The 26,775-nt window shown below is 66.1% G+C and carries 24 protein-coding genes and 2 pseudogenes; 20 read left to right on the top strand and 6 right to left on the bottom strand.

Annotation, left to right across the window (positions count from 1 at the left end; genetic code table 11):
* The first annotated feature begins 1 nt into the window (after position 1).
* The 6 genes from ACRQ5J_RS21770 to ACRQ5J_RS21745 are packed head-to-tail and all read left to right on the top strand — an operon-like array spanning position 2 to position 4,820.
* Positions 2–1,186 carry a beta-ketoacyl-ACP synthase gene (locus tag ACRQ5J_RS21770; protein ID WP_432379716.1) on the top strand — a complete coding sequence of 395 codons (1,185 nt, stop codon included), beginning with the start codon at positions 2–4 and terminating at the stop codon, positions 1,184–1,186.
* A complete protein-coding gene (locus ACRQ5J_RS21765) occupies positions 1,183–1,644 on the top strand; it encodes a 3-hydroxylacyl-ACP dehydratase (RefSeq protein ID WP_432379714.1) in 462 nt (153 codons plus the stop codon). The genes ACRQ5J_RS21770 and ACRQ5J_RS21765 overlap by 4 nt, the downstream gene beginning before the upstream one ends.
* Positions 1,641–2,378: a 3-ketoacyl-ACP reductase FabG2 gene (locus tag ACRQ5J_RS21760; RefSeq protein ID WP_432379713.1), complete on the top strand. Its 738-nt coding sequence runs from the start codon at positions 1,641–1,643 to the stop codon at positions 2,376–2,378. The genes ACRQ5J_RS21765 and ACRQ5J_RS21760 overlap by 4 nt, the downstream gene beginning before the upstream one ends.
* On the top strand, positions 2,375–3,607 hold the full coding sequence (locus tag ACRQ5J_RS21755; RefSeq protein ID WP_432379711.1) for a beta-ketoacyl-ACP synthase: 1,233 nt from the start codon (positions 2,375–2,377) through the stop codon (positions 3,605–3,607). The genes ACRQ5J_RS21760 and ACRQ5J_RS21755 overlap by 4 nt, the downstream gene beginning before the upstream one ends.
* A 10-nt stretch (positions 3,608–3,617) precedes the next feature.
* Complete coding sequence (locus ACRQ5J_RS21750) at positions 3,618–4,109, top strand: excinuclease ATPase subunit (RefSeq protein ID WP_432379709.1); 492 nt, start codon at positions 3,618–3,620, stop codon at positions 4,107–4,109.
* Between the two features lie 36 nt (positions 4,110–4,145).
* Positions 4,146–4,820, top strand: coding sequence for a 4'-phosphopantetheinyl transferase family protein (locus ACRQ5J_RS21745; RefSeq protein ID WP_432379707.1), 675 nt, complete (start codon positions 4,146–4,148; stop codon positions 4,818–4,820).
* Here the strand turns inward: ACRQ5J_RS21745 and ACRQ5J_RS21740 are convergent.
* Entirely contained in the window at positions 4,762–5,601 is an 840-nt protein-coding gene (locus ACRQ5J_RS21740; RefSeq protein ID WP_432379705.1) for a polysaccharide deacetylase family protein, read from the bottom strand. The two genes, ACRQ5J_RS21745 and ACRQ5J_RS21740, sit on opposite strands and share 59 nt — an antisense overlap.
* A gap of 92 nt (positions 5,602–5,693) precedes the next feature.
* Between ACRQ5J_RS21740 and ACRQ5J_RS21735 the strand changes: the two genes are divergently transcribed.
* Positions 5,694–6,422 (top strand): class I SAM-dependent methyltransferase, encoded by a 729-nt coding sequence (locus tag ACRQ5J_RS21735; protein WP_432379703.1) that lies wholly within the window; start codon positions 5,694–5,696, stop codon positions 6,420–6,422.
* A 91-nt stretch (positions 6,423–6,513) separates the two neighbouring features.
* Here the strand turns inward: ACRQ5J_RS21735 and ACRQ5J_RS21730 are convergent, their stop codons facing one another.
* Together ACRQ5J_RS21730 and ACRQ5J_RS21725 are read right to left on the bottom strand one after the other, a co-directional pair.
* Positions 6,514–7,071 carry an outer membrane beta-barrel protein gene (locus tag ACRQ5J_RS21730; protein WP_432379702.1) on the bottom strand — a complete coding sequence of 186 codons (558 nt, stop codon included), beginning with the start codon at positions 7,069–7,071 and terminating at the stop codon, positions 6,514–6,516.
* A 123-nt stretch (positions 7,072–7,194) separates the two neighbouring features.
* Positions 7,195–7,824, bottom strand: a complete 630-nt coding sequence (locus ACRQ5J_RS21725; protein WP_432379700.1) for an energy transducer TonB — start codon at positions 7,822–7,824, stop codon at positions 7,195–7,197.
* Between the two features lie 58 nt (positions 7,825–7,882).
* Between ACRQ5J_RS21725 and ACRQ5J_RS21720 the strand changes: the two are divergent.
* The 11 genes and pseudogenes from ACRQ5J_RS21720 to ACRQ5J_RS21670 all read left to right on the top strand — a co-directional run.
* Positions 7,883–8,239, top strand: a pseudogene (locus ACRQ5J_RS21720) (response regulator); the annotation flags it as partial.
* A 67-nt stretch (positions 8,240–8,306) separates the two neighbouring features.
* Complete coding sequence (locus tag ACRQ5J_RS21715) at positions 8,307–8,585, top strand: response regulator transcription factor (RefSeq protein ID WP_432379698.1); 279 nt, start codon at positions 8,307–8,309, stop codon at positions 8,583–8,585.
* Between the two features lie 29 nt (positions 8,586–8,614).
* Complete coding sequence (locus ACRQ5J_RS21710) at positions 8,615–9,670, top strand: histidine kinase (RefSeq protein WP_432379696.1); 1,056 nt, start codon at positions 8,615–8,617, stop codon at positions 9,668–9,670.
* Positions 9,613–9,861 carry a sensor histidine kinase gene (locus ACRQ5J_RS21705; protein ID WP_432379694.1) on the top strand — a complete coding sequence of 83 codons (249 nt, stop codon included), beginning with the start codon at positions 9,613–9,615 and terminating at the stop codon, positions 9,859–9,861. The genes ACRQ5J_RS21710 and ACRQ5J_RS21705 overlap by 58 nt, the downstream gene beginning before the upstream one ends.
* Positions 9,862–9,933: 72 nt before the next feature.
* Positions 9,934–12,072, top strand: a complete 2,139-nt coding sequence (locus tag ACRQ5J_RS21700) for a TonB-dependent receptor (RefSeq protein ID WP_432379692.1) — start codon at positions 9,934–9,936, stop codon at positions 12,070–12,072.
* Positions 12,073–12,081: 9 nt separating this feature from the next.
* Positions 12,082–12,354, top strand: coding sequence for a hypothetical protein (locus ACRQ5J_RS21695; RefSeq protein ID WP_432379691.1), 273 nt, complete (start codon positions 12,082–12,084; stop codon positions 12,352–12,354).
* Positions 12,344–12,613, top strand: coding sequence for a hypothetical protein (locus tag ACRQ5J_RS21690; protein WP_432379689.1), 270 nt, complete (start codon positions 12,344–12,346; stop codon positions 12,611–12,613). The genes ACRQ5J_RS21695 and ACRQ5J_RS21690 overlap by 11 nt, the downstream gene beginning before the upstream one ends.
* Complete coding sequence (locus tag ACRQ5J_RS21685) at positions 12,610–14,169, top strand: PepSY-associated TM helix domain-containing protein (RefSeq protein WP_432379687.1); 1,560 nt, start codon at positions 12,610–12,612, stop codon at positions 14,167–14,169. Before ACRQ5J_RS21690 ends, ACRQ5J_RS21685 begins: the two co-directional genes overlap by 4 nt.
* A gap of 32 nt (positions 14,170–14,201) precedes the next feature.
* A complete protein-coding gene (locus ACRQ5J_RS21680) occupies positions 14,202–14,420 on the top strand; it encodes a hypothetical protein (RefSeq protein WP_432379686.1) in 219 nt (72 codons plus the stop codon).
* The gene (locus tag ACRQ5J_RS21675; RefSeq protein ID WP_432379684.1) at positions 14,417–14,974 is read left to right on the top strand and encodes a hypothetical protein; all 558 of its coding nucleotides are present in this window, start codon (positions 14,417–14,419) and stop codon (positions 14,972–14,974) included. The genes ACRQ5J_RS21680 and ACRQ5J_RS21675 overlap by 4 nt, the downstream gene beginning before the upstream one ends.
* Positions 14,975–15,077: 103 nt before the next feature.
* Positions 15,078–16,976 carry an MFS transporter gene (locus ACRQ5J_RS21670; RefSeq protein WP_432379682.1) on the top strand — a complete coding sequence of 633 codons (1,899 nt, stop codon included), beginning with the start codon at positions 15,078–15,080 and terminating at the stop codon, positions 16,974–16,976.
* A gap of 18 nt (positions 16,977–16,994) precedes the next feature.
* Here the strand turns inward: ACRQ5J_RS21670 and ACRQ5J_RS21665 are convergent, their stop codons facing one another.
* The 3 genes from ACRQ5J_RS21665 to ACRQ5J_RS21655 are packed head-to-tail and all read right to left on the bottom strand — an operon-like array spanning position 16,995 to position 22,212.
* A complete protein-coding gene (locus ACRQ5J_RS21665; RefSeq protein WP_432379681.1) occupies positions 16,995–18,524 on the bottom strand; it encodes a response regulator in 1,530 nt (509 codons plus the stop codon).
* 4 nt (positions 18,525–18,528) lie between these two features.
* Entirely contained in the window at positions 18,529–20,016 is a 1,488-nt protein-coding gene (locus tag ACRQ5J_RS21660) for an ATPase domain-containing protein (RefSeq protein WP_432379679.1), read from the bottom strand.
* A gap of 48 nt (positions 20,017–20,064) precedes the next feature.
* Positions 20,065–22,212, bottom strand: a complete 2,148-nt coding sequence (locus tag ACRQ5J_RS21655; protein ID WP_432379678.1) for a diguanylate cyclase domain-containing protein — start codon at positions 22,210–22,212, stop codon at positions 20,065–20,067.
* Between the two features lie 208 nt (positions 22,213–22,420).
* On the opposite strand from ACRQ5J_RS21655, the pseudogene ACRQ5J_RS21650 reads away from it, so the two are divergent.
* Positions 22,421–23,625, top strand: a pseudogene (locus tag ACRQ5J_RS21650) (efflux RND transporter periplasmic adaptor subunit).
* 11 nt (positions 23,626–23,636) lie between these two features.
* Positions 23,637–26,774: an efflux RND transporter permease subunit gene (locus ACRQ5J_RS21645; protein WP_432379677.1), complete on the top strand. Its 3,138-nt coding sequence runs from the start codon at positions 23,637–23,639 to the stop codon at positions 26,772–26,774.
* The last annotated feature ends 1 nt before the right edge of the window (position 26,775 follow it).

Below are 26,775 nucleotides of genomic sequence, written 5' to 3'. Positions count from 1 at the left end.
CATGTTGAATATTTACCTGAACGATTGCGGCATCATCTGCGCGCTTGGCGACAGCCACGCGCAGGTCAAGACGCGCCTGTACGCCGGCCAGACCGGCGTGGCCGCGAGCAGCCGCTGGTCGTCCGGACGCGAGCTGCCGCTGGGCGCCGTGCGCGCGCCATTGCCGTCGCTGGCGCACCTGCCGCCGCACCTTCGCAGCCGCAATAACGCACTGGCGCTGGCGGCGCTGGCGCAAATCCGTCCCGCCGTGGACGCGGCGATCGCGCGCTATGGCGTCGACCGCGTGGGCGTGGTGATCGGCACCAGCACCTCCGGCATCGGCGAAACCGAGCAGGCGGTGGGCCAGTACGCCGCCGTCGGATCGCTGCCGCAGGACTTCCATTACGCGGTGCAGGAGATGGGATCGCCGGCCGAGATGCTGGCGCATGAACTGGGCCTGCGCGGCCCGGCCTATGTGCATTCCAGCGCCTGCTCGTCCAGCGCCAAGGCCATGGCCAGCGCCGCGCGCCTGATCCGCATGGGCCTGTGCGACGCGGTGATCACCGGCGGCGCCGATTCGCTGTGCAGCTTCACTGTGGCCGGTTTCGCCTCGCTGGAGTCAGTCAGCCGGGAGCAGTGCAATCCGATGAGCGCCAACCGCCACGGCATCAATATCGGCGAGGGCGCGGCGCTGTTCCTGATGACGGCGGAAGCGGCGCCGGTGGCGCTGATGGGCTGGGGCGAATCGTCCGACGGCCACCATATGTCGGCGCCCGATCCGGCCGGCGAGGGCGCGCGGCTGGCGATGACGCAAGCCTTGCAGCGCGCCGGCGTGCAGCCGGCGCAGGTCGATTACATCAATATGCACGGCACCGCCACGCCGCAGAACGACGCCATGGAATCGAAGGTCATCGCCGACTTGTTTGGCTGCGAAGTGGCGGTCAGCTCGACCAAGCCGTTCACCGGCCACACGCTGGGCGCGGCGGCCGCCATCGAGGCGGCCATCTGCTGGCTGGCGATGCAGGACGATAACGCCGACGGCATGCTGCCGCCGCACCTGTGGGACGGCGTCGCCGACAGCGCGCTGCCGGCGCTGAACCTGGCGGCGGTGGGCGCCGCGCTGGGCCGGCCGCTGCGCCATGTGCTGAGCAGCTCCTTTGCTTTTGGCGGTTCGAACGCCGTGCTGCTGCTGGGGAGAGCGTCGTGAGCCTGCCCGATATCCGCACGCTGGTGCCGCATTCCGGCCAGATGGTGCTGCTGGACCGCGTGGTCAGCGCCGACACCGACGACCTGTGCGCCGAGGTGCGCATCCACGCCGGCAGCATGCTGGCCAACGAGGGCGGCGTCGGGGCCTGGGTCGGCATCGAATACATGGCGCAGGCGATTGCCGCCCACGCGGGCTGGCTGGCCATGCAGCGTGGCGATGAAGTCAAGGTCGGCTTCCTGCTTGGCTCGCGCAAATACGAGGCGAAGGTGGCGCAGTTCGCGCTGGGCGAGGTGCTGCACGTGCATGTGCACCGCGTGCTGCAGGCCGAGAATGGCCTGGGCGCGTTCGAGTGCCGGATCGATGTCGTCGATGGCGCCAGCGCCGCCGCCACGGCCACGGTGACGGTGTTCCAGCCGCATAATGTCAATCAATTTCTCAAAGATGGAAACGTAGGATGAATCAGAATAAATCCATGAGCGTGCTGGTGACGGGATCGTCGCGCGGCATCGGCAAGGCGATCGCGCTGCGCCTGGCGCGCGATGGTTACGATGTGGTGCTGCATTGCCGCAGCCAGCGCGCCGAGGCCGACGCCGTGGCGCAGGAGATCGAAGCCATGGGCCGTGCGGCGCGCGTGCTGCAATTCGACATCGGCGACCGCGCCGCCACTGCCGCCGCGCTGGAGGCTGACGTCGAGCAGCATGGCTGCTACTACGGCGTGGTGTGCAATGCCGGCGTGGCGCGCGACAACGCCTTCCCGGCGATGTCCGGCGAGGACTGGGACATCGTGCTGCAAACGAACCTGGACGGCTTCTACAACGTGCTGAACCCCTTGATCATGCCGATGGTCCAGCGCCGCAAGCCGGGCCGCATCGTCACGCTGGCCTCCGTCTCGGGCCTGATCGGCAATCGCGGACAGGTCAATTACAGCGCCGCCAAGGCCGGCATCATCGGCGCCACCAAGGCGCTGGCGCTGGAACTGGCCAAGCGCAATATCACCGTCAATTGCGTGGCGCCGGGCCTGATCGAAACCGACATGATCGAGGACGTGCCGATGGAAGAGGCGCTCAAGCAGATTCCCGCGCGCCGCGTCGGCAAGCCGGAAGAGGTGGCGGCCGCCGTCAGCTTCCTGGTCGGCGAGGAGGCCGGCTACATCACGCGCCAGGTCATTTCCGTCAATGGTGGCCTGGCATGAGCCGCCGCGTAGCCGTCACCGGCATGGCCGGCATCAGCCCGATCGGCAACGACTGGCCGGCCATCCGCCAGCGCCTGGGCGAGTATCGCAACGCCGTGGTGCGCATGGCCGACTGGGAAGACTACGAGGGGCTGAACACGCGCCTCGGCGCGCCGGCCGCGCCGTTTGAACTGAACGAGCGCTACAACCGCAAGGCGATCCGCAGCATGGGCCGGGTGGCGCTGATGGCCACCCGCGCCACCGAGCTGGCGCTGCAAGACGCCGGCCTGCTGGAACATCCGCTGCTGAAGAGCGGCGGCATGGGCGTGTCCTTCGGTTCCTCGGCCGGCACGCCGAGCGCCATCGGCGACTTTGGCCGCATGATGGAGGAGCGCACCACCAAGGGCATCAACGCCACCACCTATATCAAGATGATGGCGCATACGGCGCCGGTCAACATAGGCGTCTTTTTCGGCATCACCGGCCGCGTCATCACCACGTCCAGCGCCTGCACCTCCGGCAGCCAGGGCATCGGCTACGCGTATGAGGCGATCAAGGGCGGCAAGCAGGTGGCCATGGTGGCCGGCGGCGCCGAGGAATTGTGCGCCACCGAAGCGGCGGTGTTTGATACCCTGTTTGCCACCAGCACCCGCAACGACGCCGGCCACACCACGCCGCGCCCCTTCGATGGCGGGCGTGACGGACTGGTGATCGGCGAAGGCGCCGGCTGCCTGATTCTCGAAGACCTGGAACACGCGCAGGCGCGCGGCGCCGCCATCTACGCGGAGCTGGTGGGCTTTGGCACCAACAGCGACGGCTGCCATGTCACGCAGCCCAACGCCGACACCATGCGCACGGCGATGCAGCTGGCGCTGGAAGACGCCGGCCTTCAGGCGTCGGACATCGGCTACATCAACGCCCACGGCACCGGCACGGCGCAGGGCGACGTGGCCGAATCGCAGGCCACGCTGGCGGTGTTCGGCAACGCCACGCCGATCAGCTCTTTAAAGAGCTACATGGGCCACACGCTGGGCGCCTGCGGTGCGCTGGAGGCCTGGATCAGCATCCAGATGATGAACGAGGGCTGGTTCGCGCCGACCATCAACCTGGACCAGGTCGACCCGGAATGCGCGGCGCTGGACTACATCGCCGGCGAGGGCCGCGCATTGCAGTGCGATTACGTGATGTCGAATAACTTCGCCTTCGGCGGCATTAACACGTCGCTGATTTTTAAACGCTACGTCAAATAAGGAAAACCACATGAAGAAGATAATCTTTGTCGCCACCCTGATGGCTGCCTCGTTCTCCGCATCGGCCGCCGACACCATGATCAAGCTGCCGATCGCCGGCGCGCTGGCCGTCAACGACGCCGAGAAGCGCCTGGATGAAGGCGTGAAGTTCTATTTCGCCGGCCAGCAGACGCCCAAGGTGCTGACCAAAATCACCAGCGACAAAACCAGCCAGCGCACCAACGGCTTCGGCAAATCGGCCGAGAAGTCCTGCAACTGGGTATTCCTGTCGGCCATGCTGGCGCTGCAAAAGCGCGCCAAGGAAGTCGGCGCCAACGCGGTGATTAACATCGTCAGCAACTTCAAGGATGTCGAGATGGCCAGCGCCACCGAGTTCGAATGCGCCGATGGCGCCATCATGGCGGGCGTTGCGCTGAAGGGGACTTCGTCAAGGTCGCCGAGTAGGCAAGTTACAATCGGGATAAGCGCTGGTTTATTGCATAACATCCCTCTGAGGAATTAGTCGGTTTTGAATCACTCTCAAGCATTTTCGCCTGTTGTGTCCCTGTGGATCAGCGATGCCGACGCGGTGGCGGATGCCGACCTGCAGCGCTACCGTGGCTGGCTGACGGCCAGCGAGATGGCGCGCCATCAGCGCTTTGTGCGCGCCCAGCGACAGCGGCAGTTCATCGTTGGCCGCGTGCTGCTGCGTGCCGCGCTGGGCCGGCTGCTGGGCGCCATGCCGCAGGAGATCAGGCTGGAAGAACAGATCGGCAAGGCGCCAAGGCTGGCGGCGCCGGTGCCGAAGAACGGCGCGCCCGGCTTCAGCATTGCGCACAGCGGCCGCTGGGTGGCGTGCGCGGTCAGCGCGCACACCGCGCTCGGGCTGGACATCGAACTGCGCGACGCCACGCGCGATTTGCCGGCGTTGGCGGCGCAAGCGTTCGAGGCCGATGAGATGGCGCAATGGGCGCGCATCCAGCACCTGCCCGGCGACGAGCGCACCGACGGGTTTTATCGTTTATGGAGCGAGAAGGAGGCGCGCTTCAAGCTGGGCGCTGCGGGGGCATTGCGTGGCCGTGCCGCATGCCGAGCTGTCGGTGGTGGTGTGCAGCGAACAGCCGCTGGCGCGGCCGCCGCAGATCGAGCTGGTCAGGCTGCCGTGACGCGGACGGCTACTGCCACAGCCAGTTCCACAGGCCGGGCAGCTGCGGCTTGGCGTCCGGGTTGCTGATGGTGGCGGCCAGCGCGGCGCGCTCCAGCTCATCGCGATTATCGTAGAACGGCTTGTCGGCCAGCGGCACGTTCAGTTCGCGCGCCACGTCCAGCAGGATGTCGATGTATTCCTCGATGTGGCGCGCGGTGTAGGTGTTCACGTCGTGGAAGGTGACCACCACCGGCGTGTAGCCGTCCACCGACGCCATGGCGCCGGCGGCCCAGCGCTGGCGCGTTTCGGCCAGGTGGGTCAGCATGTTGGAGCGCTTGTGCCAGCTGAAGTTGATGCCGTAGATTTTGCCGTCGTTGGCATTCAGGTCGGTCAGCAGCATGTGCAGGCCGTGCGCGCGGTACGAGGCCAGCGTGGTGGCGTCGTAGGCCCAGAACGGCGGGCGCACCAGCTTGGGGGCGACGCCGGTTTCGGCAATCAGGTCATCGACGCCCAGGCGCATCGTTGCATCGAGCTTCTCGCGGCTCATGAAGCGGTGGTTGGAATGGAAGGTGGTGGCTGAATGCAGCGCCACGACGTGGCCTTCGCCGTGTTCGCGGCGGATCAGGAAGCGGCCCATTTCGGTGCCGCCGCCGTGCCAGGCGCGGGTCTGGGTGAAGAAGACGGCCTTGATGTGCTTGCGCGCGAGGACGTCGAGAATGTGCCCGGTCGGGTTGTCGTTGATGGCCGCCGCCGGGCCATCGTCAAAGGTCAGCAGGAAGCGCACCGGCGCCGGTTGGCCCTGGGCCAGCGCACCTGCGCAGCAGAGCAGTAGAGAGAAAGCAGCAAGCAGCAGGCGGGGACGTAACACTGACACGGAATGAATCGCTGAAGAAGGTCCGATATTGTACGTGAATTTGAAAGTTTCGCCCCGCGGTGAATAACGTAGAGAGAAGAAGACTTATGAGCGCCAATGTAGATTTGATGCAGCCGCCGGGCGATCCCCATGTGCCGGAGACGGCTTTCGGCAAATGGTTTTTGCGCACCGAGACCTGGACCGTGCATGTGCTGGAACGCGCGCTGAAGGACCTGGACCGCCTGATGCCGGCCGGCGCGCCGCGCAGCTTCGAGGTGGTGGCGGACGTGGGCTGCGGCTACGGCCGTTCGCTGGGCAAGCTGCAACAGCGTTTCGCGCCGAAACGGCTGATCGGCATGGACATCGATCCGGAAATGCTGGAGGAATCGGCCAGGGAAGTGGCGGCGCTGAACATCAAGGCGGACTTCGTCTGCTGCTCCAGTTCCAATATCAAGCTGGAAGATAACTCGGTGGATCTGCTGTTCTGCCACCAGACTTTCCATCACCTGATTGATCAGGAACGCGCGATTGAGGAATTTTTCCGCGTGCTCAAGCCGGGCGGAGTGCTGCTGTTTGCCGAATCGACGCGGCGCTATATTCATTCGTGGGTGATTCGCTTGCTGTTCCGCCATCCGATGGATGTGCAGAAGACCGCGCCGGAATACCTGGCCATGGTGCGCAACGCAGGATTTTTGGTGCCGGATAGCGCGGTGTCGTATCCGTTTTTGTGGTGGAGCCGCGAGGACCTGGGCATGATGGAAACCGTGCTGCGCATCAAGCCGCCGGCGGTGCGCGAGGAGACGCTGATTAACCTGGTGGCGGTGAAGCCGTCATAAGCTCTCAGTCGTTCCCGCGCAGGCGGGAACCCATGGAACGCTGGCATAGCCGATTCAGCATGGGTTCCCGCCTGCGCGGGAACGACATTTCTTAGAAGGTGTAACGCACGCCGGCCGACACCAGGTTGGCCTTGATGTGGGCGTCGCCGTCTTTGGCGATCTTGCCGAAGTACTCGTATTCAGCAACGAAGCTGACGTTCTTGTTCAGCACGAATGCCGCGCCTACGCTGGCGTATGGCGATGCGTGGTTGTCCGAACCGCTGTCCGACAAGCCCAGTGCCGATGCCGACACTTTAACGTGGCTGTAGGCGGCGCCTACTTTGCCGATCAGGGCGAACTGTTCGTTCAGCGGCAGGGTGCCGGTGGCAGCCACGTAGGCGGTGCGTGCTTTCGAAGCAACGCGCAGGCCGCTTTCGGATTTTTCCGCTTCGCGCAGGTCGGCTACGCCGCCTTCGATGCCGAAGTTCTGGGTGAAGTTGTAGCCGCCGTACACTTTGTACGCGGTGTTGTGGTCTTTCAGCGAGAAGCCGTCGAAGTCGGCTTTCTGTTCGGCACGGCCGACGTTGCCGCCGATGTAGGCGCCTTCAGCGTGAGCGGCCAGTGGAGCAGCCAGGGCTGCGATCAGGGCGAACAGTACATTCTTTTTCATTTGCTATTCCTAAAGTTGTGGCTAAGAACAGCAAAACGGAAACGCGTCTTGCGGGCATTCCGTTTCGCTGGGGCAATATTATATAGGAGAGTAGAAAATCCTGCACGCCAACTTCATCAAGTATCAGTCGAGGCTCCAGACATATTGCATCCTGGTCCAGGATTGCTGCGGCACGCCGTCCACCGTGCCCGGCTTGAACTTGCACAGGCTGAGGCCGGCCTGGGCCGCGCGGTCCAGCTCGCGGAAGCCGCTGGAACGCTCCACCCGCGCCTCGGCCACCTTGCCATCGGCGCCGATCAGGAAGGCCAGCATGACGGTGCCGGTGTCGCCGTTGCGCAGCGCGTTCTTTGGATAGTCCGGCTTGCTGCAGGCCTGGGCGTCCACCACGGCGGCGGTGACCACCGGCGCGGCCTTGAGCGGCGGCGTCCTCTCGCCCGGCTCCGCCACGCCACGGCCCGGCGGCTGGGCCGGCGGCGCGTCCGCCAGCGGCCGTGTGCTGACTTTGGGCGGCGTGTCGATCACCACATCCACCGGCGTTTGCGGCACGAAGATGTCCGGCGGCGTCATGCGCGGCTCCTCGACCTGCGGCTCTTGCAGCCTGGGCTTGGGCGGCTCGACATTGGTCAGCAGGTCCACCACTGGCTGCTTCGATTTGAACACTGTCAGCTTCGATCCTTGCAGGAAGGCCGCAAGCAGCACGGCGTGCAGCAGGACTACCGTGGTCATGCCCGTCAGATTCTTCTTTTGGTTCATGCTTGCTCCTTTGTGGTCGTTAAAATTGCTACTTGATGGAAGTATACTATTCCATTGAATGGCAAATAAAAGCACAATTTATATGTTATGCTTGCACCATCAAGTACCTACAGGTAGCAAAATGAAGAAAATACGCGTGATGCTGGCGGACGATCATCCGATGGTAATGACAGGCTTCGCCATGGCGCTGGAAGGGCAAGGGCTGGAAGTGGTGGCGCAGGCGCGGTCGCCGGAGGAGGCGCTGGCGCAATTCGCGCAACTGCAACCGGACGTGTGCGTGCTGGACATCCGCTTCGGCGAGCAGCTGACCGGGCTCGATGTGGCAAAACAGATGCTGGCGCAGACCCCGTCGGCCGCCATCATCTTCCTCAGCCAGTTCGACCAGGACAGCCTGATCAAGGAAACCTACCGTATCGGCGGCCGCGCCTTCATGACCAAGGACTGCGATCCGGCCGACCTGGCGGCGGCGGTGCGCCGCGCGCATGACGGCGAGCTGTACTTCCTGCCGCACATCGCCGAGCGGCTGGCCAACCTGTCGGTACCGCGGCGACCTGTCGCCGCAGTCGCAACTGGACGAGCGCGCGCTGGAAATCTTCACGCTGATGGCCGAAGGCCTGACCAATGCGGAAATCGCCGAAAAGCTGGACGTCTCGACCAAGACCATCAGCAATATCAGCCAGGCGGTGAAAGAAAAGCTGGGCGTGCACCGCCCGGCCTACATCACGCGGCTGGCGGTCAAGCACGGCCTGATTGAACCCTGATGCGCTGGCAGCCCTGGCGGCGGTGGAGCGTGCGCACGCGACTGGTGGCCATGACCGCCATGCCGCTCGCTTATCTGTTCTGCACCTTCGTCTGGTACGCCTACCAGTCGCGGCTGGCCGAGGTGCGCGAGGAAATGGCCGAGCGCGGCCCGCTGGTGGCCAAGGTGCTGGCCGACAGCAGCGAGTTCAGCGTGGTAGCCCGCCGCTATGACGATCTCAAGCTGACCATCAACGGCCTGCTGCGCGCCGATCCCAGCATCTACCGCATCGACGTGCTGGATGCGCAGCGGCGCGCGCTGGTGCAGGCCACCGCGCGCGCGCCAGCCAGCGCGGCCGAGCTGCGCTACTACGAGGCGCCGGTTCTCAAGCGCTTGATGTGGGTGTCGGTGCTTGGCCCAGACGGCAAGCCCTACCAGAAGGATAAGCCGGCCGGCGCCAGCGGCGTCACGGTGGAAACCATGGGTTATGTGCGGGTGACGATGTCGCCATCGGCGCTGCTGCTCAGGCAGACGCGCCGCTTTTATGTGGAACTGGCGGTCGGCAGCCTGGGGCTGCTGGCTTGCGTGCTGCTGGCGTGGCAACTGGCCAAGGGGCTGGACGCGTCATTGCAGGCGTCGATGCGGGCGCTGCGCGAGGCGGACGACGAGAAGCGCAGGCTGATCCGCAAGGTCAACACGGCGGTCGAGGATGAGCGCCAGAGCATCGCGCTGGAAATCCATGACGAACTCAACGCCACGCTGATCGCCGTGCGGCTGGAAGCGCAGCGCATTGCCGACCTGAACCCGGAGGGCGAGACGCGCGCCAGGGCGCAGTCCATCACCAAGCTGGCGCTGGGCTTGTACAACAGCGGCCGTTCGCTGGTGCGCCGTTTGCGGCCCGAGGTGCTGGACATGCTGGGGCTGGATGGCGCGGTGGAGGAGCTGGTGCGCCATTATGACAGCGCACGCGGCGGCTGCCGCTTCGAATTGCAGGCCCAGGGAGACTTCTCGCGGATGGAAAAAACATTGCCATCTCCGCGTATCGCATCGTGCAGGAGGCGCTGGCCAACGTCGTCAAGCATGCGCGCGCCACGCACGCGACGGTGACGCTGGCGCGGGAAGCGGGCGCGCTGCACATGGGTATCGCCGACAACGGCAAGGGATTCGACGCCACGCAGGCGGCCGGCGGCATCGGCCTGGTCGGCATGCGCGAACGGGTGTATGCCGTCAACGGCACTGTCACCATTGATACCGGGCTGGCGGCCGGCACCCGCATCGCCATCATGATACCACTTTAATAAAGCGCTTTGATTGTAAACGATTCTCATTTACTATCTTCTTTTTTAGATAATAAAACGGGGAAACGAGTAATGCGCATCAAACTGATGGTGGCGGCACTGGCAGGCGTCATGGCCTGCTGGTCGGTACACGCCGAAGAGCCGATCGAACAAGTGGTCATTTCCGGCGACAAGCTGAAACGCACGGAAATCGACAGCAGCGCCAGCGTCGGCGCCCGCAACCGCCGCCAGATCGACGAATCCGGCATGGCAACCGTGGAAGAGGTGATCGCGCAGATGGCCAACGTCGGCACCGCCGAGAACCTGTCGATCCGCGGCGTGCAGTCGTATGGCCCGACCGGCGGCGGCGGCAAGACCATTACCGTGGTGGTGGACGGCGTGCCGCAGGACGGCTTTGGCCAGACCATTTCCGGACTGAGCGTGTGGGACGCCGACCGCGTGGAAGTGCTGCGGGGCCCGCAGTCCACCAACCAGGGGCGCAACTCGCTGGCCGGCGCGGTGGTGCTGCGCACGCGCGATCCGCAGGATGCGCGCGATTTCAGCTACCGCGTCAGCGCCGGCAACCAGAACGCGACGCAGGTGGCGCTGGCCGGCGGCGGCGCCATCGTCGAACAGGTGCTGGCCGGCCGCGTTACGCTGGAACAGCGCCGCCGCGACGGCGATGTGTACAACGTCACCCGCGACGACAAGCGCGCCAACCGCGACGACGGCCACACGCTGCGCGGCAAGCTGCGCATCACGCCCTGGGGCGACGCCTACCAGGCGCTGGTGACGCTGGTGGACGACAAGCAGCGCCCCGGCTACAACACGGTGGAGGCGGTGAAAACCCCGGCCGCGGCGCGCCTCAACTTTTCCAACGAAACGCGCGAGGTGGTCAACCACACCCGCTCAGCCGCGCTGGAGCAGACTTTCCGCGCGCTCGGCGCCGACATCACGCTGCTGACCACCTATTCGCACAACCGCTACACCCGCGTGGCCGACTACGACGGCACGGAGCTCAATCAGGGCATCCGCAATGGCGAGAACATCGACCGCCAGTGGGTGCAGGAGGCGCGCGCCAATTTCGACACGCAGCTGTTCGGCCACAAGCTGAAAGGCGTGGCGGGCCTGTACTACTCGCAGCAGTATTACGCCGGCGACGACAAGTTCGTGGTGCCGGTGTCCTACGTGCTGGGACTGATCGGCCAGTGCCGCGTGCAGGCGGTGTGCGACGCGGCCTACAGCGCGGAGTTCATCAGCCGCCGCCAGATGCAGGACAATGCCAGCAAGACGCGCGCCGTCTACGGCGAGTTCGATTACGTCATCGACAAGCTGACGCTGACCGCCGGCATGCGCTACGACGGCGAGCGCCAGAGCCGCGTGCTGGCCACCGAAACCGACGGCACTTCGGCGCTGGCGCGCCAGATCTACAAGCAGCTGATCGCCGGCGGCGCCTTTTCGCCGGACGGCACGCAGGACCTGCGCACCGATAACGCGGTGTGGCTGCCCAAGCTGGGCTTGCGCTATGCGTTGTCGCCGGAGTGGGTGGCGGGCCTGACGGCGCAGCGCGGCTACCGCACCGGCGGCGTCGATTACAGCTACCAGCGCGGCTCGCACGCCTTCGCGCCCGAGTACACCAGGAACTACGAGGCGTCGCTGAAGGGCGCGCTGAATAACGGCATGGTGGTGTCGCTGAACGCCTATCGCGTCAACTGGACCGACCAGCAGGTCAATATCGGCGCCAACACGCTCGATACGTGGTTCGTCAACGCCGGCAGCTCGCGCCTGCAAGGACTGGAGGCGGAACTGCGCGGCCGCGTGACCCGCAACCTGGAGCTGTTTGGCGCGGTGGGCCTGGCGCGCACCAAATTCATCGACTTCGATTCGCCGGGCGGCGATTACAGCGGCCACGAGTTCGCGCGCTCGCCGCGCCAGACGCAGTCGCTGGGCTTTAGCTGGACGCCGGGACGCTGGATGCTGAACATGAACCTCCAGCACGCCACCGGCACCTACATCGGCCCGGAGAACCTCGACCGCAACGACGGCCACACCACGCTGGGCGGCAAGGCCGCCTACACGCTGGCCAACGGCCTGACGCTGTTCGCCTATGGCAGCAACCTGACCAACCATCACTATGTCACCCACAACAAGCTGGAAACCGTGACCGGCCGCTATGCGGTGGCGCTGGGCAGCGCGCGCCAGTACGGCTTCGGCGTGCAGGGTGCAATGTAAGGAGGCGCGATGAACTGGATCTGTATCGGCGTGGCGGCACTGGCCGCGCTCTGTCTGTACCTGGCCTCGCCGCACCAGTCGCTATGGCCGGCGGCGCTGAAGCGCCAGGCCTTTTTGCGCTGGCTGTCGGTGCCGCTGGCCGTCGGTTCGATCGCCAGCGCGGTCGAGGCCTATGGCTTCTGGTGCGGCGTGTGCATCGCGCTGGCCGGCTTCATGAGCGCGCTGGTGCTGCTGCCTTACCTGGACGCGTGGCGCAGGAAAGGAGCGCGCCATGTGGGGTAAATCGACCGCCGCGATTTTTCTCGGCATGCCCTTGTCGGTGCTGGTGGTCGGCTTTGCGGCGCTGCTCAGCAGCTCGCAGTCCGTCACCACGCTGCCATGGCTGCTGGTGTTTTTCCTGGTGTGGATCGCCGTGATGACCGGCGCCTTCCTGTTCAAAAGCGGCCTGCGCGCCTGGCTGTGGATGGGCGGGTTGACGGTGGCCGGCTACACCGCGCTGCATTTTCTCAAGGCCAGTGGCCTGATAAGGATCGTCGCATGAAGGCCGCTACCTTACGCACCTATATCTCGGTGCACACCTGGGTCGGGCTGATCGCTGGCTTCGGCCTGTTCATCGCCTTTTATGCCGGCGCGGTGACGCTGTTCCATGAGGAGCTGCACGCGTGGGAGACGCCGCTGCCGCAGGTGGCGTCCGCGCCGCAAGACCCGCAACAACTGATCGATGCGGTATTGCAGGCGCACCCGAAAGCGAAGGAGGGCTTCTTCCTGCGCCTGCCGTCCGCGTTCGAGCCGGGGATGATGCTGGAATTCGACGAGCGCCATTTCCGCCTCGACGCCGGCGGCAAGCTGGAAGAGTTCGAGGAACGTTCGCAGCTGGTGGACTTCATCTACCGTCTGCACTACACGGCCGGCCTGCCGCGCGGCTGGGGTATCTATGTGCTGGGCGTGGTGTGCGTGCTGTATGGCGTGGCGCTGGCCAGCGGCGTGATTATTTACGCGCCGACCTTCTTCAAGGATCTGTTCGCGCTGCGCATCGGCAAAAACATCAAGCGCATGTGGCAGGACGCGCATAACGCCATCGGCATGCTGTCGCTGCCTTTCCACCTGATGTACGCGTGGAGCAGCGCGGTGCTGGCGCTGGGCCTGGTTTTGCTGGCGCCGTTCCAGTACCTGGTCTTCGACGGCAAGCTGTTGCAGCTGGTGGGGCCGGACATCAACGCCGCCGCGCCGGTGAAGGCGGCCGGCGTGGCGGCGCCGCTGGCGCCAGCGGCGCAACTGCTTGCCGAGGTGCGGCGCGCAGTGCCGGGCATCGAGGTGTCGACGCTGAGCTACCGCCATGCCGGCGACGCCAATGCGCAGGTGCAGGCGTACGGCCATGTGCAGCAGCAATCGGTGGCGGACATGGGCGCCGTGGTGCTCAACGCCAGCAGCGGCCAGGTGCAGCGGGTGATGATGCCGGAGAACTTCACGCCCGGTACGCGCTTCCTGCGCAGCCTGCAGGCGCTGCACTTCGGCAGTTTCGGCGAGCTGGCGGTGCGCTGGGTGTATTTCATTCTCGGCATCGCCGGCGCGTTCCTGTTCTATAGCGGCAATCTGCTGTGGATCGAGGCGCGGCGCAAGCGGCAGAAACTGGTGCAGCCGCGCAGCGGCAGGCTGATGGCGCAGGCCACGCTGGGCGTGTGCCTTGGCTGCGTGGCAGGGGTGTCGGCGGTGTTCGTGCTGAACAAGCTGGGACCGGCAGCGCAGTTGCCGTTGTGGGAGGAGCGCGGCTATTACGCGGTGTTCTTCGCCTGTGTGCTGTGGGCGTTTGCCCGGCCGCCGGCGCGCGCCGCGCACGAGCTGCTGGTGCTGTGTTCCGTGCTGACGCTGGCCGTGCCGCTGGCGCATTGGTGGCGCACCGGCCTTAACCCGCTGCTGGCGTTGTTGCAGGGCGACCCCATCGTGGCCGGCGTGGCGGCGATCGCGCTGCTGTTCGCCGTCGCCTACTGGAAGATGGCGCGCGCCGTGCTGCATCGCGGCCGCCATGGCGATCCGCACAGCGTCTGGTCGCTGCGCCCGCCCGCGTCCGCGCAGCAGACGATGCAGCAGGCCGCATAACGCGGTGTGTAGTCGATCCATGGAGGTGAGCCATGGAAGATCTGGCTGTAGCTGACGGTGAACTGGAGCAACTGCTGGCGGCTTATTCGGCTGGTCGAATAAGCCGCCGCCAGCTGGAAAAAGCAACCGGATGGTGGTTCGGCGACATCTTGTCGGCGTTGGCGGACAGGGGGCTGGCGTTGCCGCGTGTCGACACCCGCGTGCATTTCAATGAAGCACAGCAGTGCTTGTTTGACACGGTGTTCGGATGAACATCGCGCTGATCGTCACCGACGCCAGACCGCTGATCACGCTTGCGGTAGCGGATGCGCTGGACACGCTCAAACTGCTGGGCACGCGGATTGTGATTCCGGACATGGTGCACTTTGAAGTCACCAGGTATGCCGATAAGCCCGGCGCGCGCACGCTCCTGGCCTGGGTCGAGCGCAATCGGCAACTGGTGGAACTAGCCGCCACTGAGGAGTTTGCGGAATTCCAGGCATTACTGGCCTTCAATCCCACGCTGCGTACGCGCAATCGCGGTGAAATGGCGGCGGCGGAGGTGCTCGCCGCGGAACTTGAGGAGGGTATCGATGCCGGCTTGCTGCTGTTTGAGGATTCGGATATTCGCAAAGCCAACTTCCTGGTGCGACTACCGGACAGTGTTTTGATTCTCTCCACCCCGACGTTTCTGTACGGTTTGCAGTGGCGCAAGCTGCTGCCCGATGCAGAGCGGATTCTGGAGCGGGCGACCCGCGGTACGCGGGATGACGGCGCATGTGGCGGGCGCCTTGACCTGCAGCGGGGCCGCGCACGCGCTGGATGACTGGGGCATTGATACGGCGCAGTGCAATTGCTTGTTTGCATGATGCTTGGTTGCGGCGAGCGGTTATAATCCGCTCAATCTTTCCTGAACGGACACCTCCCTCATGAGCCAGCCCAATCAGTTTTCCCTGTTGAAGCAACGCCGCTTCGCGCCGTTTTTCTGGACCCAGTTCCTCGGTGCGTTCAACGACAATCTGTTCAAGACTGCGCTGGTGGTCATCATCACGTTTGACGCGCTGAGCTGGACCACGATGTCGCCGTCGCTGGTGACCAACCTGATTCCCGGCCTGTTCATCCTGCCGTATGTGCTGTTTTCCGCCACCGCCGGCCAGCTGGCCGACAAGTTCGAGAAGTCCGGCCTGACGCGCTGCGTCAAGTGGCTGGAGGTGGCCATCATGGCCGTGGCCGCCGTCGGCTGGGTCACGCACCATCTGTGGCTGCTGATCGCGGCGGTGGTCGGCATGGGCATCCATTCGACGCTGTTCGGCCCGGTCAAATACGCCTACCTGCCGCAGCAGCTGAGTAAGGAGGAGCTAATCGGCGGCAACGGCGTCACCGAGATGGGCACCTTTGTCGGCATCCTGATGGGCGAGGTGCTGGGCGCGGTGCTGGTGGTGCAGCAGCCGCACGGCCTGTGGCTGGAAGCGGCCGCCACTGTGCTGGTGGCCGCCATGGGGCTGGTGGCGGCCTACCGCATTCCGCATTCGCCGGCGCCGGCGCCGGAACTGAAGATCAGCTGGAACTTCGTCGGCGAATCGATCCGCAACATCAATTTCTCGCGCAATAACCGCACGGTGTTCCTGTCGATGCTGGGCAACTCCTGGTTCTGGTTCTACGGCGCGCTGGTGCTGGCGCAGTTCCCGGTGTACGCCAAGGATTATCTGCACGGCGACCACGGCGCCTTCGTGCTGCTGCTGACCATCTTCTCGCTTGGTGTCGGCAGCGGCTCGCTGCTGTGTGAAAAACTGTCCGGGCGCAAGGTGGAAATCGGCCTGGTGCCGTTCGGCTCGATCGGCCTGACGATTTTCGGCATCGACCTGTATTTCGCCAGCCTGGCCTACAGCAGCGCGGCGGCGGCCGGCGCCCACCTGGACGCGCTGGCGCTGCTGGCGCAGCACGGCATGTGGCGCATCCTGTTCGACATTTTGATGATCGGCATGTTCGGCGGCTTCTTCATCGTGCCCCTGTTCGCGCTGATCCAGACGCGCTGCGACCCGGCGCACATCTCGCGCACCATCGCCGGCATGAACATCCTCAACGCGCTGTTCATGGTGGCGGCCGCCGGCCTGGCCATCGTGCTGCTGGGGCAGGGCCTGAGCATTCCCGAGCTGTTCCTGGTGACGGCGCTGCTGAACGCGCTGGTGGCCGTCTACATCTTCTCGCTGGTGCCGGAATTCCTGATGCGCTTCCTGGCCTGGCTGCTGATCCACACCATCCACCGCGTGCACACGGTCGACACCGCGCGCATTCCGGACGAGGGCGCGGCGGTGCTGGTGTGCAACCACGTCAGCTATGTCGACGCCATCGTCATCGGCGCGGCGGCGCCGCGGCCGATCCGCTTCGTCATGGACCACCGCATCTTCAAGCTGCCGCTGCTGGGCTGGCTCTTCCGCACCGCGCGCGCGATTCCGATCGCGCCGGCCAAGGAAGACCCGTGGCTGATGGAGAAGGCGTATGTCGACATCGCCCAGGCGCTGCACGAGGGCGAGCTGGTCTGCATTTTCCCCGAGGGCCAGCTGACCCGCACCGGCGACATCAACGACTTCAAGGGCGGCATCGCCAAGATCATCGAGCGCAGCAGGGTGCCGGTGATTCCGATGGCGCTGCGCGGCCTGTGGGGCCACCTGCTGAGCCGCAACCAGGCCAACGTCTTCGGCCGCGCCTTCCGCAGCGGCCTGCGCTCGCGGCTGGAACTGGTGGTCGGCGAACCGGTGGCGCCGCAGGACGTCACGCCCGACGCGCTGAAGCTGCGCGTGGCGGCGCTGCGCGGCGACTGGAAATAAGCCGGGCGCGGCCGGCGCCTAGCGCGCCGCCTGCACCTGGTCGCGGTTCTGGCGCGCGCCGGCCAGGCGGACGATCTGGTCCAGCTCGACCGGCTTGACCAGGTGGTGGTCGAAGCCGGCGTCGAGGGTGCGGCGGCGCGCGTCGCTCTGGCCCCAGCCGGTCAGCGCCAGCATCAGGATGCGCTCGGCGCCGGGCTGCTGGCGGATGGCGCGCGCGGTCTCGTAGCCGTCCATGCCCGGCATGCCGAGGTCCATGATGATCATGTCCGGCGCCTGCTGCCCGACCGCGCCGATGGCGGCCGCGCCGTCGTAGACGGTGCGCACGTCGAAGCCATCCAGTTCCAGCAGCGCCGTCAGCGAATCGGCGGCGTCCTCGTTGTCGTCGACCACCAGCACCCGCAGCTTGCGGCCGTCCGCGCCGGCCGCCTGCGCCAGCGGCACGGCGTCGCGCTGGCCGGCCTGGTCCAGCACCGGCAGCCGGACGACGAACTCGGCGCCCTTGCCGGCGCCCTCGCTGAACGCCTCCACCGTGCCGCCGTGCATCTCGGCAAACTGGCGCGCCAGGCTGAGGCCGATGCCGAGGCCGCTGGAAAACTGGCCGTTGACGGTTTTGCTCTGCTCAAACATATTGAAGATGCGGGCGATGCTGTCGGCGTCGAGGCCGATGCCGTTGTCGCGGATGCTCACCAGCAGCCCGCCGTCGTCGATGGCGGCGGCCACCGCCACATGGCCGCCCTGCGGCGTGAACTTGACCGCGTTGGAGACGATGTTGGCGTAGATCTGCACCACGCGCGCGTAGTCGATATTGAGCATGACTTCGCTCGGCGGCAACTGCCAGGCGATGTGGATGCGCTTGGCCGCGGCGGCGTCCTGGCACAGCTCGTTGACGTGGTTCATCACCGCCGCCAGCGACGCCAGCTGGCGTTGCAGCGTGATCTTGCCGCTGGTGATGCGCGCCACGTCCAGCAGGTCGTCCACCAGCCGCGTCAGCAGGCGCACCTGGCGCTCGACCATGTCGCGGATGCGCGCCACCGGCGCGGCGTCCGGATACAGGTGCGTCAGCAGCGACACCGAGGTGCGGATCGGCGCCAGCGGGTTGCGCAACTCGTGGCCCAGGCTGGCCAGGAATTCATCCTTGCGCCGCGCCGCTTCGCGCACCTGGTACTGCTTGTTGCGCGCGCGCAGCGTCGCGTGCAGCGCGGTGATCAGCGTCAGCGTGCGCACCGGCCGCTCCATCAGGCTCAGGTTGCCCAGCGCCGCCACCGCCTGCCGCACCACCGGCGAATCGGCGCCGCTGTGCGTCAGCAGGATGATCGGCAGATCGGACCAGTCCGGCTGGCGGGCGACGCAGGCCTGCAACAGTTGCAGGCCGCCCGGCGCCAGCGCTTCCTCGACCGTCAGCACGGCGCCGGCGCCGTCCGCCAGCGCCTGCTCCAGATCGGCCAGCGTGGCGCAGACGTGGCTGCCGATGGCGGCCATGGCCAGCACCTTGGCCGCCAGCGGCGCGTCCTGGCCGGTGGGGGCGTAGATCAGGATGCGCGTTTCCATCGGCTCAGCCGGGGGCGGCGTCGGCGGCGCCATGGTAGCTGGGCACGCCGGTCAGCACGCCGTGGAAATCCTTCAGCACCGGGCCGACCTTCAGTCCGCCGGGACCGACCTCGAACGCGCGCAGTGTGCGTTCATGGGTGCTGCCGCGTTTCTTGAACACCGAGATCGCCTGGCGTACCTCGCCGGCTGCCTCGAAGTAGCGCAGCAGGATGACGTTGTCGGCCAGATAGCTGGCGTCGACAGCGTTCCTCATGCCGGCCCCGAGCATGCCCGACTGCACGCCGACGATGATGCTGACCACGCCGCGCTGGCCGAGGTAGGTCAGCAGCTCGTGCAGGTAGATGATCAGGAAGCGCTCCTCCGGCACCGCGTTCAGGTAGCCGTTCAGGCTATCGATGACCACCACCCGCGCGCCTTGTTCGACCGCCTGCATGACGGCGCTGGCGAATTCGCCCGGCGCCAGCTCGGCCGGATCGATCTGCTGCACCGACAGCAGCTGCTGCGCGATGGCGTCGCCGAGGTTCATGCCGAGGTTGGCGCAGCGGTTCAGCATATTGTTGCGCGCCTCCTCGAACAGGAACATGGCGCAGCGCTGGCCGCGCAGCGTGGCCGCGTGCACGAACTGCGCCGCCAGCGACGACTTGCCGGTGCCGGACGGGCCGCTGATCAGCGTGCTCATGCCTTCCTCCAGGCCGCCGCCGATCAGCGCGTCCAGCTGTGGCAGGCCGCTCGACAGCTGTGCCCGTTCGCTGTTCTCGCGCGTATTGGCCGCCACCAGGCGCGGGTAGACCTGCAGCCCGCCCCTGAGGATGCGGTAGTCGTGGGCGCCGCCGCGGTAGGCGATGCCGCGGTATTTGACCACGCGCAGCCGGCGCCGCTCGGCGCCATAGTCCTGATCGGCCAGTTCCAGCGTCAGCACCGCGTGCGCCACGCTGCGCACCTGCAGGTCCGTGGACAGGGCGGTGCGGTCGTCGAGGAAGATGGTGGTGCAGCCGCGCCCGCTGAGATACTGCTTCAGCGCCAGCACCTGGCGGCGGTAGCGCAGCGGGCTTTCGGCCAGCAGCTGCAGCTCCGACAGCGAGTCGAGCACCACGCGGCGTGGCCGGTGCCGGTCGACCGCGGCCAGGATGCGCTGGGTGGTGCTGCCCAGCTCGATTTCGGATGGGTGGAAGATGGTGTATTGCTGGTCCGGATCGAGCGCGTGTTCGTCGGGGATGATTTCCTCGATGTGGATGCCGGCCATGTCCCAGCCATGCGACTGCGCCACGCTGCGCAGCTCGACCGTGGTTTCGGCCAGCGTGACATACAGCGACGACTCGCCGCGCCGCACGCCCTCGGTCAGGAATTGCAGCGCCAGCGTGGTCTTGCCCGTGCCCGGTTCGCCCTCGACCAGGTACAGCCGGTCGCGGGTCAGGCCGCCGGCCAGCACGTCATCCAGGCCGGGCACGCCGGTCGATAGAAAGTCGGTAGTCAGGCTGTTTTGTTCTTGCATGGGCGCGGTCCGTACAGGAAGAAGATCGGGCCATGCTACCCGAAAGCGTCAGCGGCGAGCGCGCTGCTGAATTCCCTGTTGCTTGTGGCGGTACATGGCGCGGTCGGCGCGCCCGAGCAGGGTTTCGACGTCCTGCGGGTCGTCCGGATGGTGCAGCGCGATGCCGATGCTCGCGCTGAGCTCGACGGTGGTGGTTTTCAGCGCGAACGGCCGGCGCAGCGCCAGTTCCAGCTTGTCGGCCGCCTCGCGGGCGGCGGCGTCGCCGGCCAGCATTTCGAGGATGACGATGAACTCGTCGCCGGCCAGGCGGCCGACGGTGTCGGTCTTGCGCACGGCGCCGCGCACGCGGGCGGCGAACTGGCGCAGCAGCTCGTCGCCTTCCTCGTGGCCGTAGCGGTCGTTGACCTGCTTGAAGCGGTCGAGGTCGAGGAACAGCACGGCGCAGCTGTGGCGGTTGCGGTTGGCGCGCTGCAGCGCGGCCGGCAGCGCCTGCATCAGCGCGCGCCGGTTGCACAGGCCGGTCAGGGTGTCGCGCAGCGCCATTGCCTCCAGCGAGGCGAACAGCGACTTGCGCTCGCTGATGTCATGCAGGAAGGCAATAAACAGGTGGCCGCTGCTGCGCGGCACATAGGCCAGCGACACTTCCACCGGCAGCTCCTGGCCGGCGCGGTTGTGCAGCGTCAGCTCGACGCGGCGGCTCGGCACGGCGGCGCCGTGCTCGGCCAGCAGGCGCATGTCGCGCTCGTAGGCGCGGCGCAGCTGCGGCGGCAGCATCATGGCCGCCAGCGGCTGGCCGATGACCTCGCTGCGCTTCCAGCCCAGCAGCTTTTCCGCCTGCTGGTTCCACTCGCGCACCACGCCGCCGGGATCGAGCGCGATGAAGGCGTCGTGGGCGTTGTCGAGGATGGCGCGCAGCTCGGCGGCGCGTTCCTGCAGCAGTTGCTGGGTACTGTGTTCCTGGCCCAGCGCGCGTTCCAGTTGCAGCGCCTTGCGGACGATTTCGCGGGTGCGCTCGGCAACCGTCGATTCCAGCTTTTCGTTCAGGCCGCGCAGCGCGTCCAGATGCTGCTGCTCGTTGCGCAGCAGCCCGGCCAGCGCGCGCGACAGCACCTGCGCCTCGTGGAAGGTGTCGACCGGCTGCAGCGCCGGCAGCAGCGGCGCCGGGTCGGCGCTGGCCAGGCGGTGCTCGATGGCGTGGCTGAGCGCGTTGAGGGGGCGCGTCAGCCGCCGGGCGACCAGGGCGCCGGCGCACGCCAGCGCGGCGCCGAGGATGGCGCCCAGCAGCAGGATCTGGCGCTCCAGCGCGCGCGCGCCGGCCAGCGCCTGTTCCTCCGGCTGGCGCACCAGGATCGACCAGCTCAGGGTGGCCGGGTTGCCCGGCTCGCCGCTGCGGGCGTAGCCGGTCAGGTAGCTGCGGCCGTCGGGCCAGGTTTCCTTGAGGGCGCCGGCGTGGCCGGCGCGCGCCAGCGTCAGGCTGTCGCTGGCGATCTTTTGCTCTTCCAGCCCCTTCGGGCCGAGGATCACGGTATTGTCGCCGCGCACCACCAGGACCTCGGCGGCGTAGCGGCGGTCGGCCGGCGCCAGCATGGTGTGCACCATGCGCCGCGCCCAGCCCCAGCTCATGTGCACGCACAGCACGCCGAGGTCGCGGCCGGCGCTGTCGCGCACCGGCGCGGCGGCGTCGACGAAGCGCCACGGATCGGCGCTGGCCGGCAGCTTGTTGTTGAGCAGCGTGGCCGGGTGGAAGTCGCCGGCGAACAGCCGGTCGCGGCCGCCCTTGAACCAGTCGCGCTGGCTGACGTCCACGCCCTCCAGCATGCCCTGGGTGGCGGCCACCACCTTGCCGTCCCGGTTGGCCAGGCCGATCCAGGCGTAGTCGGGGAAGGTTTTTTGCAGGCTTTCCAGCACCTTGCGCACCTCGTCCGGCGAGCGCGCGGCGCGCACGCGCGGCAGCTCCGCCAGCAGTCGCACGTCGCCGGTGGCCTTGCGCACCACGCTGTTGAGCGAGTCGCGCATCTGCCACGCCAGCTGTTGCAGGCGGGCGCCGGCCTCGCGCCGCGCGTAGTCGATGGCGAAATGGTCGACCAGGATCAGCAGCGACAGCACCGTCAGCAGCACCGTGGCGCTGACGCCCACCGTCACCAGCGTGGTGAGGCGGGGACGGGCGGCGCGGGAAGGGGTGGATGAAAGATGCACGGTCGTACTAAAAGATGTCACAAAGAAATTATCTGATTGTAGCATTGCAAGACCGGGGCGGTCCGGCGACTTGTCCGGCCGGCTGTCTTAAGTCCCACTTAAACAACGCTTCGAGTTGCTGCGCCGCATTAAAAAGTTGCTTGACTTAATTAGAATGATCGTTCATTCTAGAGGCTGTGCTTAATTTTTATACAGAAAGCTCACACCGATGGAAGCCTTTTTCTGCAAAAAAACGATGTTGCGCACCGCGGGTGCCGCAGCCATAGTCTCCGCGCTGGCCGTCCTGGCCGGCTGCTCCAAGTCCACGACCGAAGCACCTCAAAAGCAGCAGGTGGCGGAAGTGGGCGTTTTCAAGGTGGCGCAAGCGCCGCTGCAAGTCACGACCGAACTGCCGGGCCGCACCAGCGCTTACCAAGTCGCTGAAGTGCGCCCGCAGGTCAACGGTCTGATTCAGAAACGCCTGTTTGTCGAGGGCGCCGACGTCAAGGCCGGCGTGCCGCTGTACCAGATCGACCCGGCCATTTACCAGGCTTCGTACAATTCCGCCAAGGCCGCGCTGGCCAAGGCCAAGGCCAACCTGCTGACCGCCGAGCCGAAGGTGCAGCGCTACAAGGAGCTGGTGGCGATCGAAGGCGTCAGCAAGCAGGAATACGACGACGCCGTTGCCGCCTTCGAACAGGCCAAGGCCGAGGTCGAATCGGCGAACGCCGCGCTGCAGCAAGCCAAGATCAATCTGGACTACACCCACGTCGATGCGCCGATCAGCGGCCGCATCAGCCGCTCGACCGTCACGCCGGGCGCGCTGGTCACCGCCAACCAGACCACCGCGCTGACCACCGTGCAGCAGCTGGACCCGATCTACGTCGACGTCACCCAGAGCAGCGAAGACATGCTGCGCCTGAAGCGCGAAGTGGAAAACGGCGGCCTGAAAAAGACGGCCAGGCCAAGGTCACGCTGCTGCTGTCGGACGGCAGCAAGTACGCCGAAACCGGCAAGCTGCAATTCTCCGACGTCTCGGTCGATCCGGGCACCGGCAACGTCACGCTGCGCGCGCTGTTCCCGAACCCGAAACACGATCTGCTGCCTGGCATGTTCGTGCGCGCGGTGGTGGAGTCGGGCGTGGATGAAAAAGCCATCGCCGTGCCGCAGCAGGGCGTGACGCGCAACCCGAAAGGCGAAGCGACCGCCATGGTGATCAACAAGGAAGGCAAGGTTGAACAGCGCACGCTGGTCACCGGCAGCACCCAGGGCGACAAGTGGCTGGTCAAATCCGGCCTGGCCGAGGGCGACCTGCTGATCATCGAAGGCCTGCAAAAAGTGAAACCGGGCGCGCCTGCCAAGCCGGCGGCCGCGCCGGCCGCCACGGCTGCCGCCGGCGGCGCCGCGCCTGCCAACGCCAAGAGCGCGCAATAAGGAGATAGCACATGTCCCGTTTCTTTATTGATCGCCCGATTTTTGCGTGGGTGGTCGCGATCGTGATCATGCTTGGCGGCGTGATGGCGATTCTCGGCCTGCCGATATCGCAGTATCCAAGCATTGCACCGCCGTCGATTTCGATCACCGGCTCGTATCCGGGCGCCTCGGCCAAGACCGTGGAAGACGCCGTTACCCAGATCATCGAACAGAAGATGAAGGGTATCGACGGCCTGCGCTACATGTCGTCGTCGTCCGACGCCACCGGTGGCGTCAACCTGACGCTGACCTTCAAGAGCGGCACCAATCCTGACATCGCGCAGGTGCAGGTGCAGAACAAGCTGCAGCTGGCAACGCCGCTGCTGCCGGCCGCCGTGCAGCAGCAAGGCCTGGTGGTTGCCAAGGCCACCAAGAACTTCCTGCTGGTGCTGGGCTTCGTGTCCGAAGACGGCTCGATGAACAACGCCGACATCGGCGACTACGTCACCGCCAACGTGCTGGACCCGATCTCGCGCGTGGAAGGCGTGGGCGATGTGACCAACTTCGGTTCGCAGTACGCCATGCGCATCTGGCTGGACGCCGCCAAGCTGCAAAGCTACCAGCTGACGCCGGCCGACGTGTCGACCGCCATCACCGCGCAGAACGCCGAAGTCTCGGCCGGTGAACTGGGCGGCCTGCCGGCCGTCAAGGGCCAGCAGCTGAACGCCACGGTGACGGCGCAAAGCCGTCTGCAAACGCCGGAACAATTCGGCGCCATCCTGCTGAAGACCTCCGCCAACGGCGCCACCGTGCACCTGCGCGACGTCGCCCGCATGGAGCTGGGCCGCGAAACCTACAACATCGTCGCCCGTTACAACGGCAAGCCGGCGTCCGGCGTGGCGATCAAGCTGGCCACCGGCGCCAACGCGCTCGATACCGCCAACCTGGTCAAGGCCAAAGTGGCCGAGATGGAAAAACGCTTCCCGCAAGGCCTGAAGGCGGTGGTGGCGTTCGACACCACCCCGTTCGTCAAGCTGTCGATCGAGGAAGTGGTGAAAACCCTGGTGGAAGCGGTGATCCTGGTGTTCCTGGTGATGTATTTGTTCCTGCAAAACTTCCGCGCCACGCTGATTCCAACCATGGCGGTGCCGGTGGTGCTGCTGGGTACTTTCGCCATCCTGTCGGCGCTGGGCTACTCGATCAATACGCTGACCATGTTCGCGGTGGTGCTGGCGATCGGCCTGCTGGTCGACGATGCCATCGTGGTGGTGGAAAACGTTGAACGTATCATGAGCGAGGAGGGCCTGTCGCCGCTGGAGGCAACCCGCAAATCGATGACCCAGATCAGCGGCGCGCTGGTCGGCATCGCGCTGGTGCTGTCGGCGGTGTTCGTGCCGATGGCCTTCTTCAGCGGTTCGACCGGTGTGATTTACCGCCAGTTCTCGGTGACGATCGTGTCGGCGATGGTGCTGTCGGTGCTGGTGGCGATGATCTTCACGCCGGCGCTGTGCGCGACCATCCTCAAGCCGGTCGAGAAGGGCCACCACATGGCCGACAAGGGTTTCTTCGGCTGGTTCAACCGCACCTTCGACCGTAGCAGCACCAGGTATCAGGGCGTGGTCGCATCGATCCTGAATCGCAGCGGCCGTTCGCTGATCGTCTACGCCGCCATCGTGGTGGTGCTGGCCTTCGCCTTCATGCGCCTGCCGACCTCCTTCCTGCCGGAAGAAGACCAGGGCGTGCTGTTCTCGCAGATCCAGTTGCCGACCGGCGCCACGCAGGAGCGCACGCTGAAGGTGATCGAGAAAGTCGAGAACCACTTCCTGACCAACGAGAAGAACAACGTCGCGTCGGTGTTCGCCGTGGCCGGCTTCAGCTTCGCCGGCAATGGCCAGAACAGCGGCATCGCCTTCGTGCGGATGAAGGACTGGTCCGAGCGTTCGGGCAAGGAAAATCGCGTCAGCGCGATCGCCGGCCGCGCCATGGGCGCGCTGATGCAGATCAAGGACGCGATGGTGTTCGCCTTCGCCCCGCCGGCGGTGCTTGAACTGGGTAACGCCTCCGGCTTCGACTTGCAGCTGCAGGACATCGGCGGCGTCGGTCACGAAGCGCTGATGGCCGCGCGCAACCAGATGCTGGGCATGGCCGCGCAGAGCAAGGTGCTGGCCGGCGTGCGTCCGAACGGCATGGAAGACACGCCGCAGTACAAGATCACCGTCGACCAGCAGAAGGCCATCGCTTTGGGCCTGAAGGTCGATGATGTGAACAAGGTGCTGAGCACCGCCTGGGGTAGCTCCTACGTCAACGACTTCGTCGATCGCGGCCGCGTGAAGAAGGTGTACCTGCAAGGCGCGCCGGAAGCCCGCATGACGCCGGAAGACCTGAACAAGTGGTTCGTGCGTAACGCCGACGGCGAGATGGTGCCATTCTCGGCCTTCTCCAGCGGCAAGTGGATTTACGCCTCGCCGCGCCTGGAGCGCTACAACGGCCTGTCGTCGACCGAGATCCTGGGCGCGCCGGCGCCGGGCCAGAGCTCGGGCGCCGCGATGGCGGAAATCGAGAAGCTGGCGGAGAAGCTGCCGGCCGGTATCGGCTACGAGTGGACCGGCCTGTCGATCGAGGAGCGCGACTCCGGTTCGCAGACCACGGTGCTGTACGCGATCTCGATCCTGATCGTGTTCCTGTGCCTGGCCGCGCTGTATGAAAGCTGGTCGGTGCCGTTCTCGGTGCTGCTGGTGGTGCCGCTGGGCGTGATCGGTACGGTGCTGGGCACGATGCTGTTCAAGCTGTCGAACGACGTCTACTTCCAGGTCGGCCTGCTGACCGTGGTGGGCCTGTCGGCGAAGAACGCGATTCTGATCGTGGAGTTCGCGAAAGAGCTGCAGGACAAGGGCGAGGACCTGAAGAAGGCCACGCTGCACGCGGTGAAACTGCGTCTGCGGCCGATCCTGATGACCTCGATCGCCTTCGGCCTGGGCGTGCTGCCGCTGGCGATCAGCAGCGGCGCCGGCTCCGGCAGCCAGAACGCGATCGGTATCGGCGTGCTGGGCGGGATGCTGACCGCGACCTTCCTGGGCATTTTCTTCGTGCCGCTGTTCTTTGTGCTGGTGCGTGGCTACTTCGCTCCGAAGCAGCCGGCCGCGCCGGCAACCGCTGTGGAGGTGCATTAAT

The sequence above is a fragment of the Duganella sp. P38 genome (assembly GCF_050859475.1).
Taxonomy (GTDB): domain Bacteria; phylum Pseudomonadota; class Gammaproteobacteria; order Burkholderiales; family Burkholderiaceae_D; genus Rugamonas.
This window is presented reverse-complemented; position numbering and strand designations above follow the sequence as displayed.

Excerpts from the sequence above, each read along its gene's own strand:
- ACRQ5J_RS21770 (WP_432379716.1), top strand. The coding sequence starts at position 2 with ATGTTGAATATTTACCTGAACGATTGCGGCATCATCTGCGCGCTTGGC.
- ACRQ5J_RS21760 (WP_432379713.1), top strand. The coding sequence starts at position 1,641 with ATGAATCAGAATAAATCCATGAGCGTGCTGGTGACGGGATCGTCGCGC.
- ACRQ5J_RS21755 (WP_432379711.1), top strand. The coding sequence starts at position 2,375 with ATGAGCCGCCGCGTAGCCGTCACCGGCATGGCCGGCATCAGCCCGATC.
- ACRQ5J_RS21750 (WP_432379709.1), top strand. The coding sequence starts at position 3,618 with ATGAAGAAGATAATCTTTGTCGCCACCCTGATGGCTGCCTCGTTCTCC.
- ACRQ5J_RS21735 (WP_432379703.1), top strand. The coding sequence starts at position 5,694 with ATGAGCGCCAATGTAGATTTGATGCAGCCGCCGGGCGATCCCCATGTG.
- ACRQ5J_RS21730 (WP_432379702.1), bottom strand. The coding sequence starts at position 7,071 with ATGAAAAAGAATGTACTGTTCGCCCTGATCGCAGCCCTGGCTGCTCCA.
- ACRQ5J_RS21725 (WP_432379700.1), bottom strand. The coding sequence starts at position 7,824 with ATGAACCAAAAGAAGAATCTGACGGGCATGACCACGGTAGTCCTGCTG.
- ACRQ5J_RS21715 (WP_432379698.1), top strand. The coding sequence starts at position 8,307 with ATGACGGCGAGCTGTACTTCCTGCCGCACATCGCCGAGCGGCTGGCCA.
- ACRQ5J_RS21700 (WP_432379692.1), top strand. The coding sequence starts at position 9,934 with ATGCGCATCAAACTGATGGTGGCGGCACTGGCAGGCGTCATGGCCTGC.
- ACRQ5J_RS21695 (WP_432379691.1), top strand. The coding sequence starts at position 12,082 with ATGAACTGGATCTGTATCGGCGTGGCGGCACTGGCCGCGCTCTGTCTG.
- ACRQ5J_RS21690 (WP_432379689.1), top strand. The coding sequence starts at position 12,344 with ATGTGGGGTAAATCGACCGCCGCGATTTTTCTCGGCATGCCCTTGTCG.
- ACRQ5J_RS21685 (WP_432379687.1), top strand. The coding sequence starts at position 12,610 with ATGAAGGCCGCTACCTTACGCACCTATATCTCGGTGCACACCTGGGTC.
- ACRQ5J_RS21680 (WP_432379686.1), top strand. The coding sequence starts at position 14,202 with ATGGAAGATCTGGCTGTAGCTGACGGTGAACTGGAGCAACTGCTGGCG.
- ACRQ5J_RS21675 (WP_432379684.1), top strand. The coding sequence starts at position 14,417 with ATGAACATCGCGCTGATCGTCACCGACGCCAGACCGCTGATCACGCTT.
- ACRQ5J_RS21670 (WP_432379682.1), top strand. The coding sequence starts at position 15,078 with ATGAGCCAGCCCAATCAGTTTTCCCTGTTGAAGCAACGCCGCTTCGCG.
- ACRQ5J_RS21665 (WP_432379681.1), bottom strand. The coding sequence starts at position 18,524 with ATGGAAACGCGCATCCTGATCTACGCCCCCACCGGCCAGGACGCGCCG.
- ACRQ5J_RS21660 (WP_432379679.1), bottom strand. The coding sequence starts at position 20,016 with ATGCAAGAACAAAACAGCCTGACTACCGACTTTCTATCGACCGGCGTG.
- ACRQ5J_RS21645 (WP_432379677.1), top strand. The coding sequence starts at position 23,637 with ATGTCCCGTTTCTTTATTGATCGCCCGATTTTTGCGTGGGTGGTCGCG.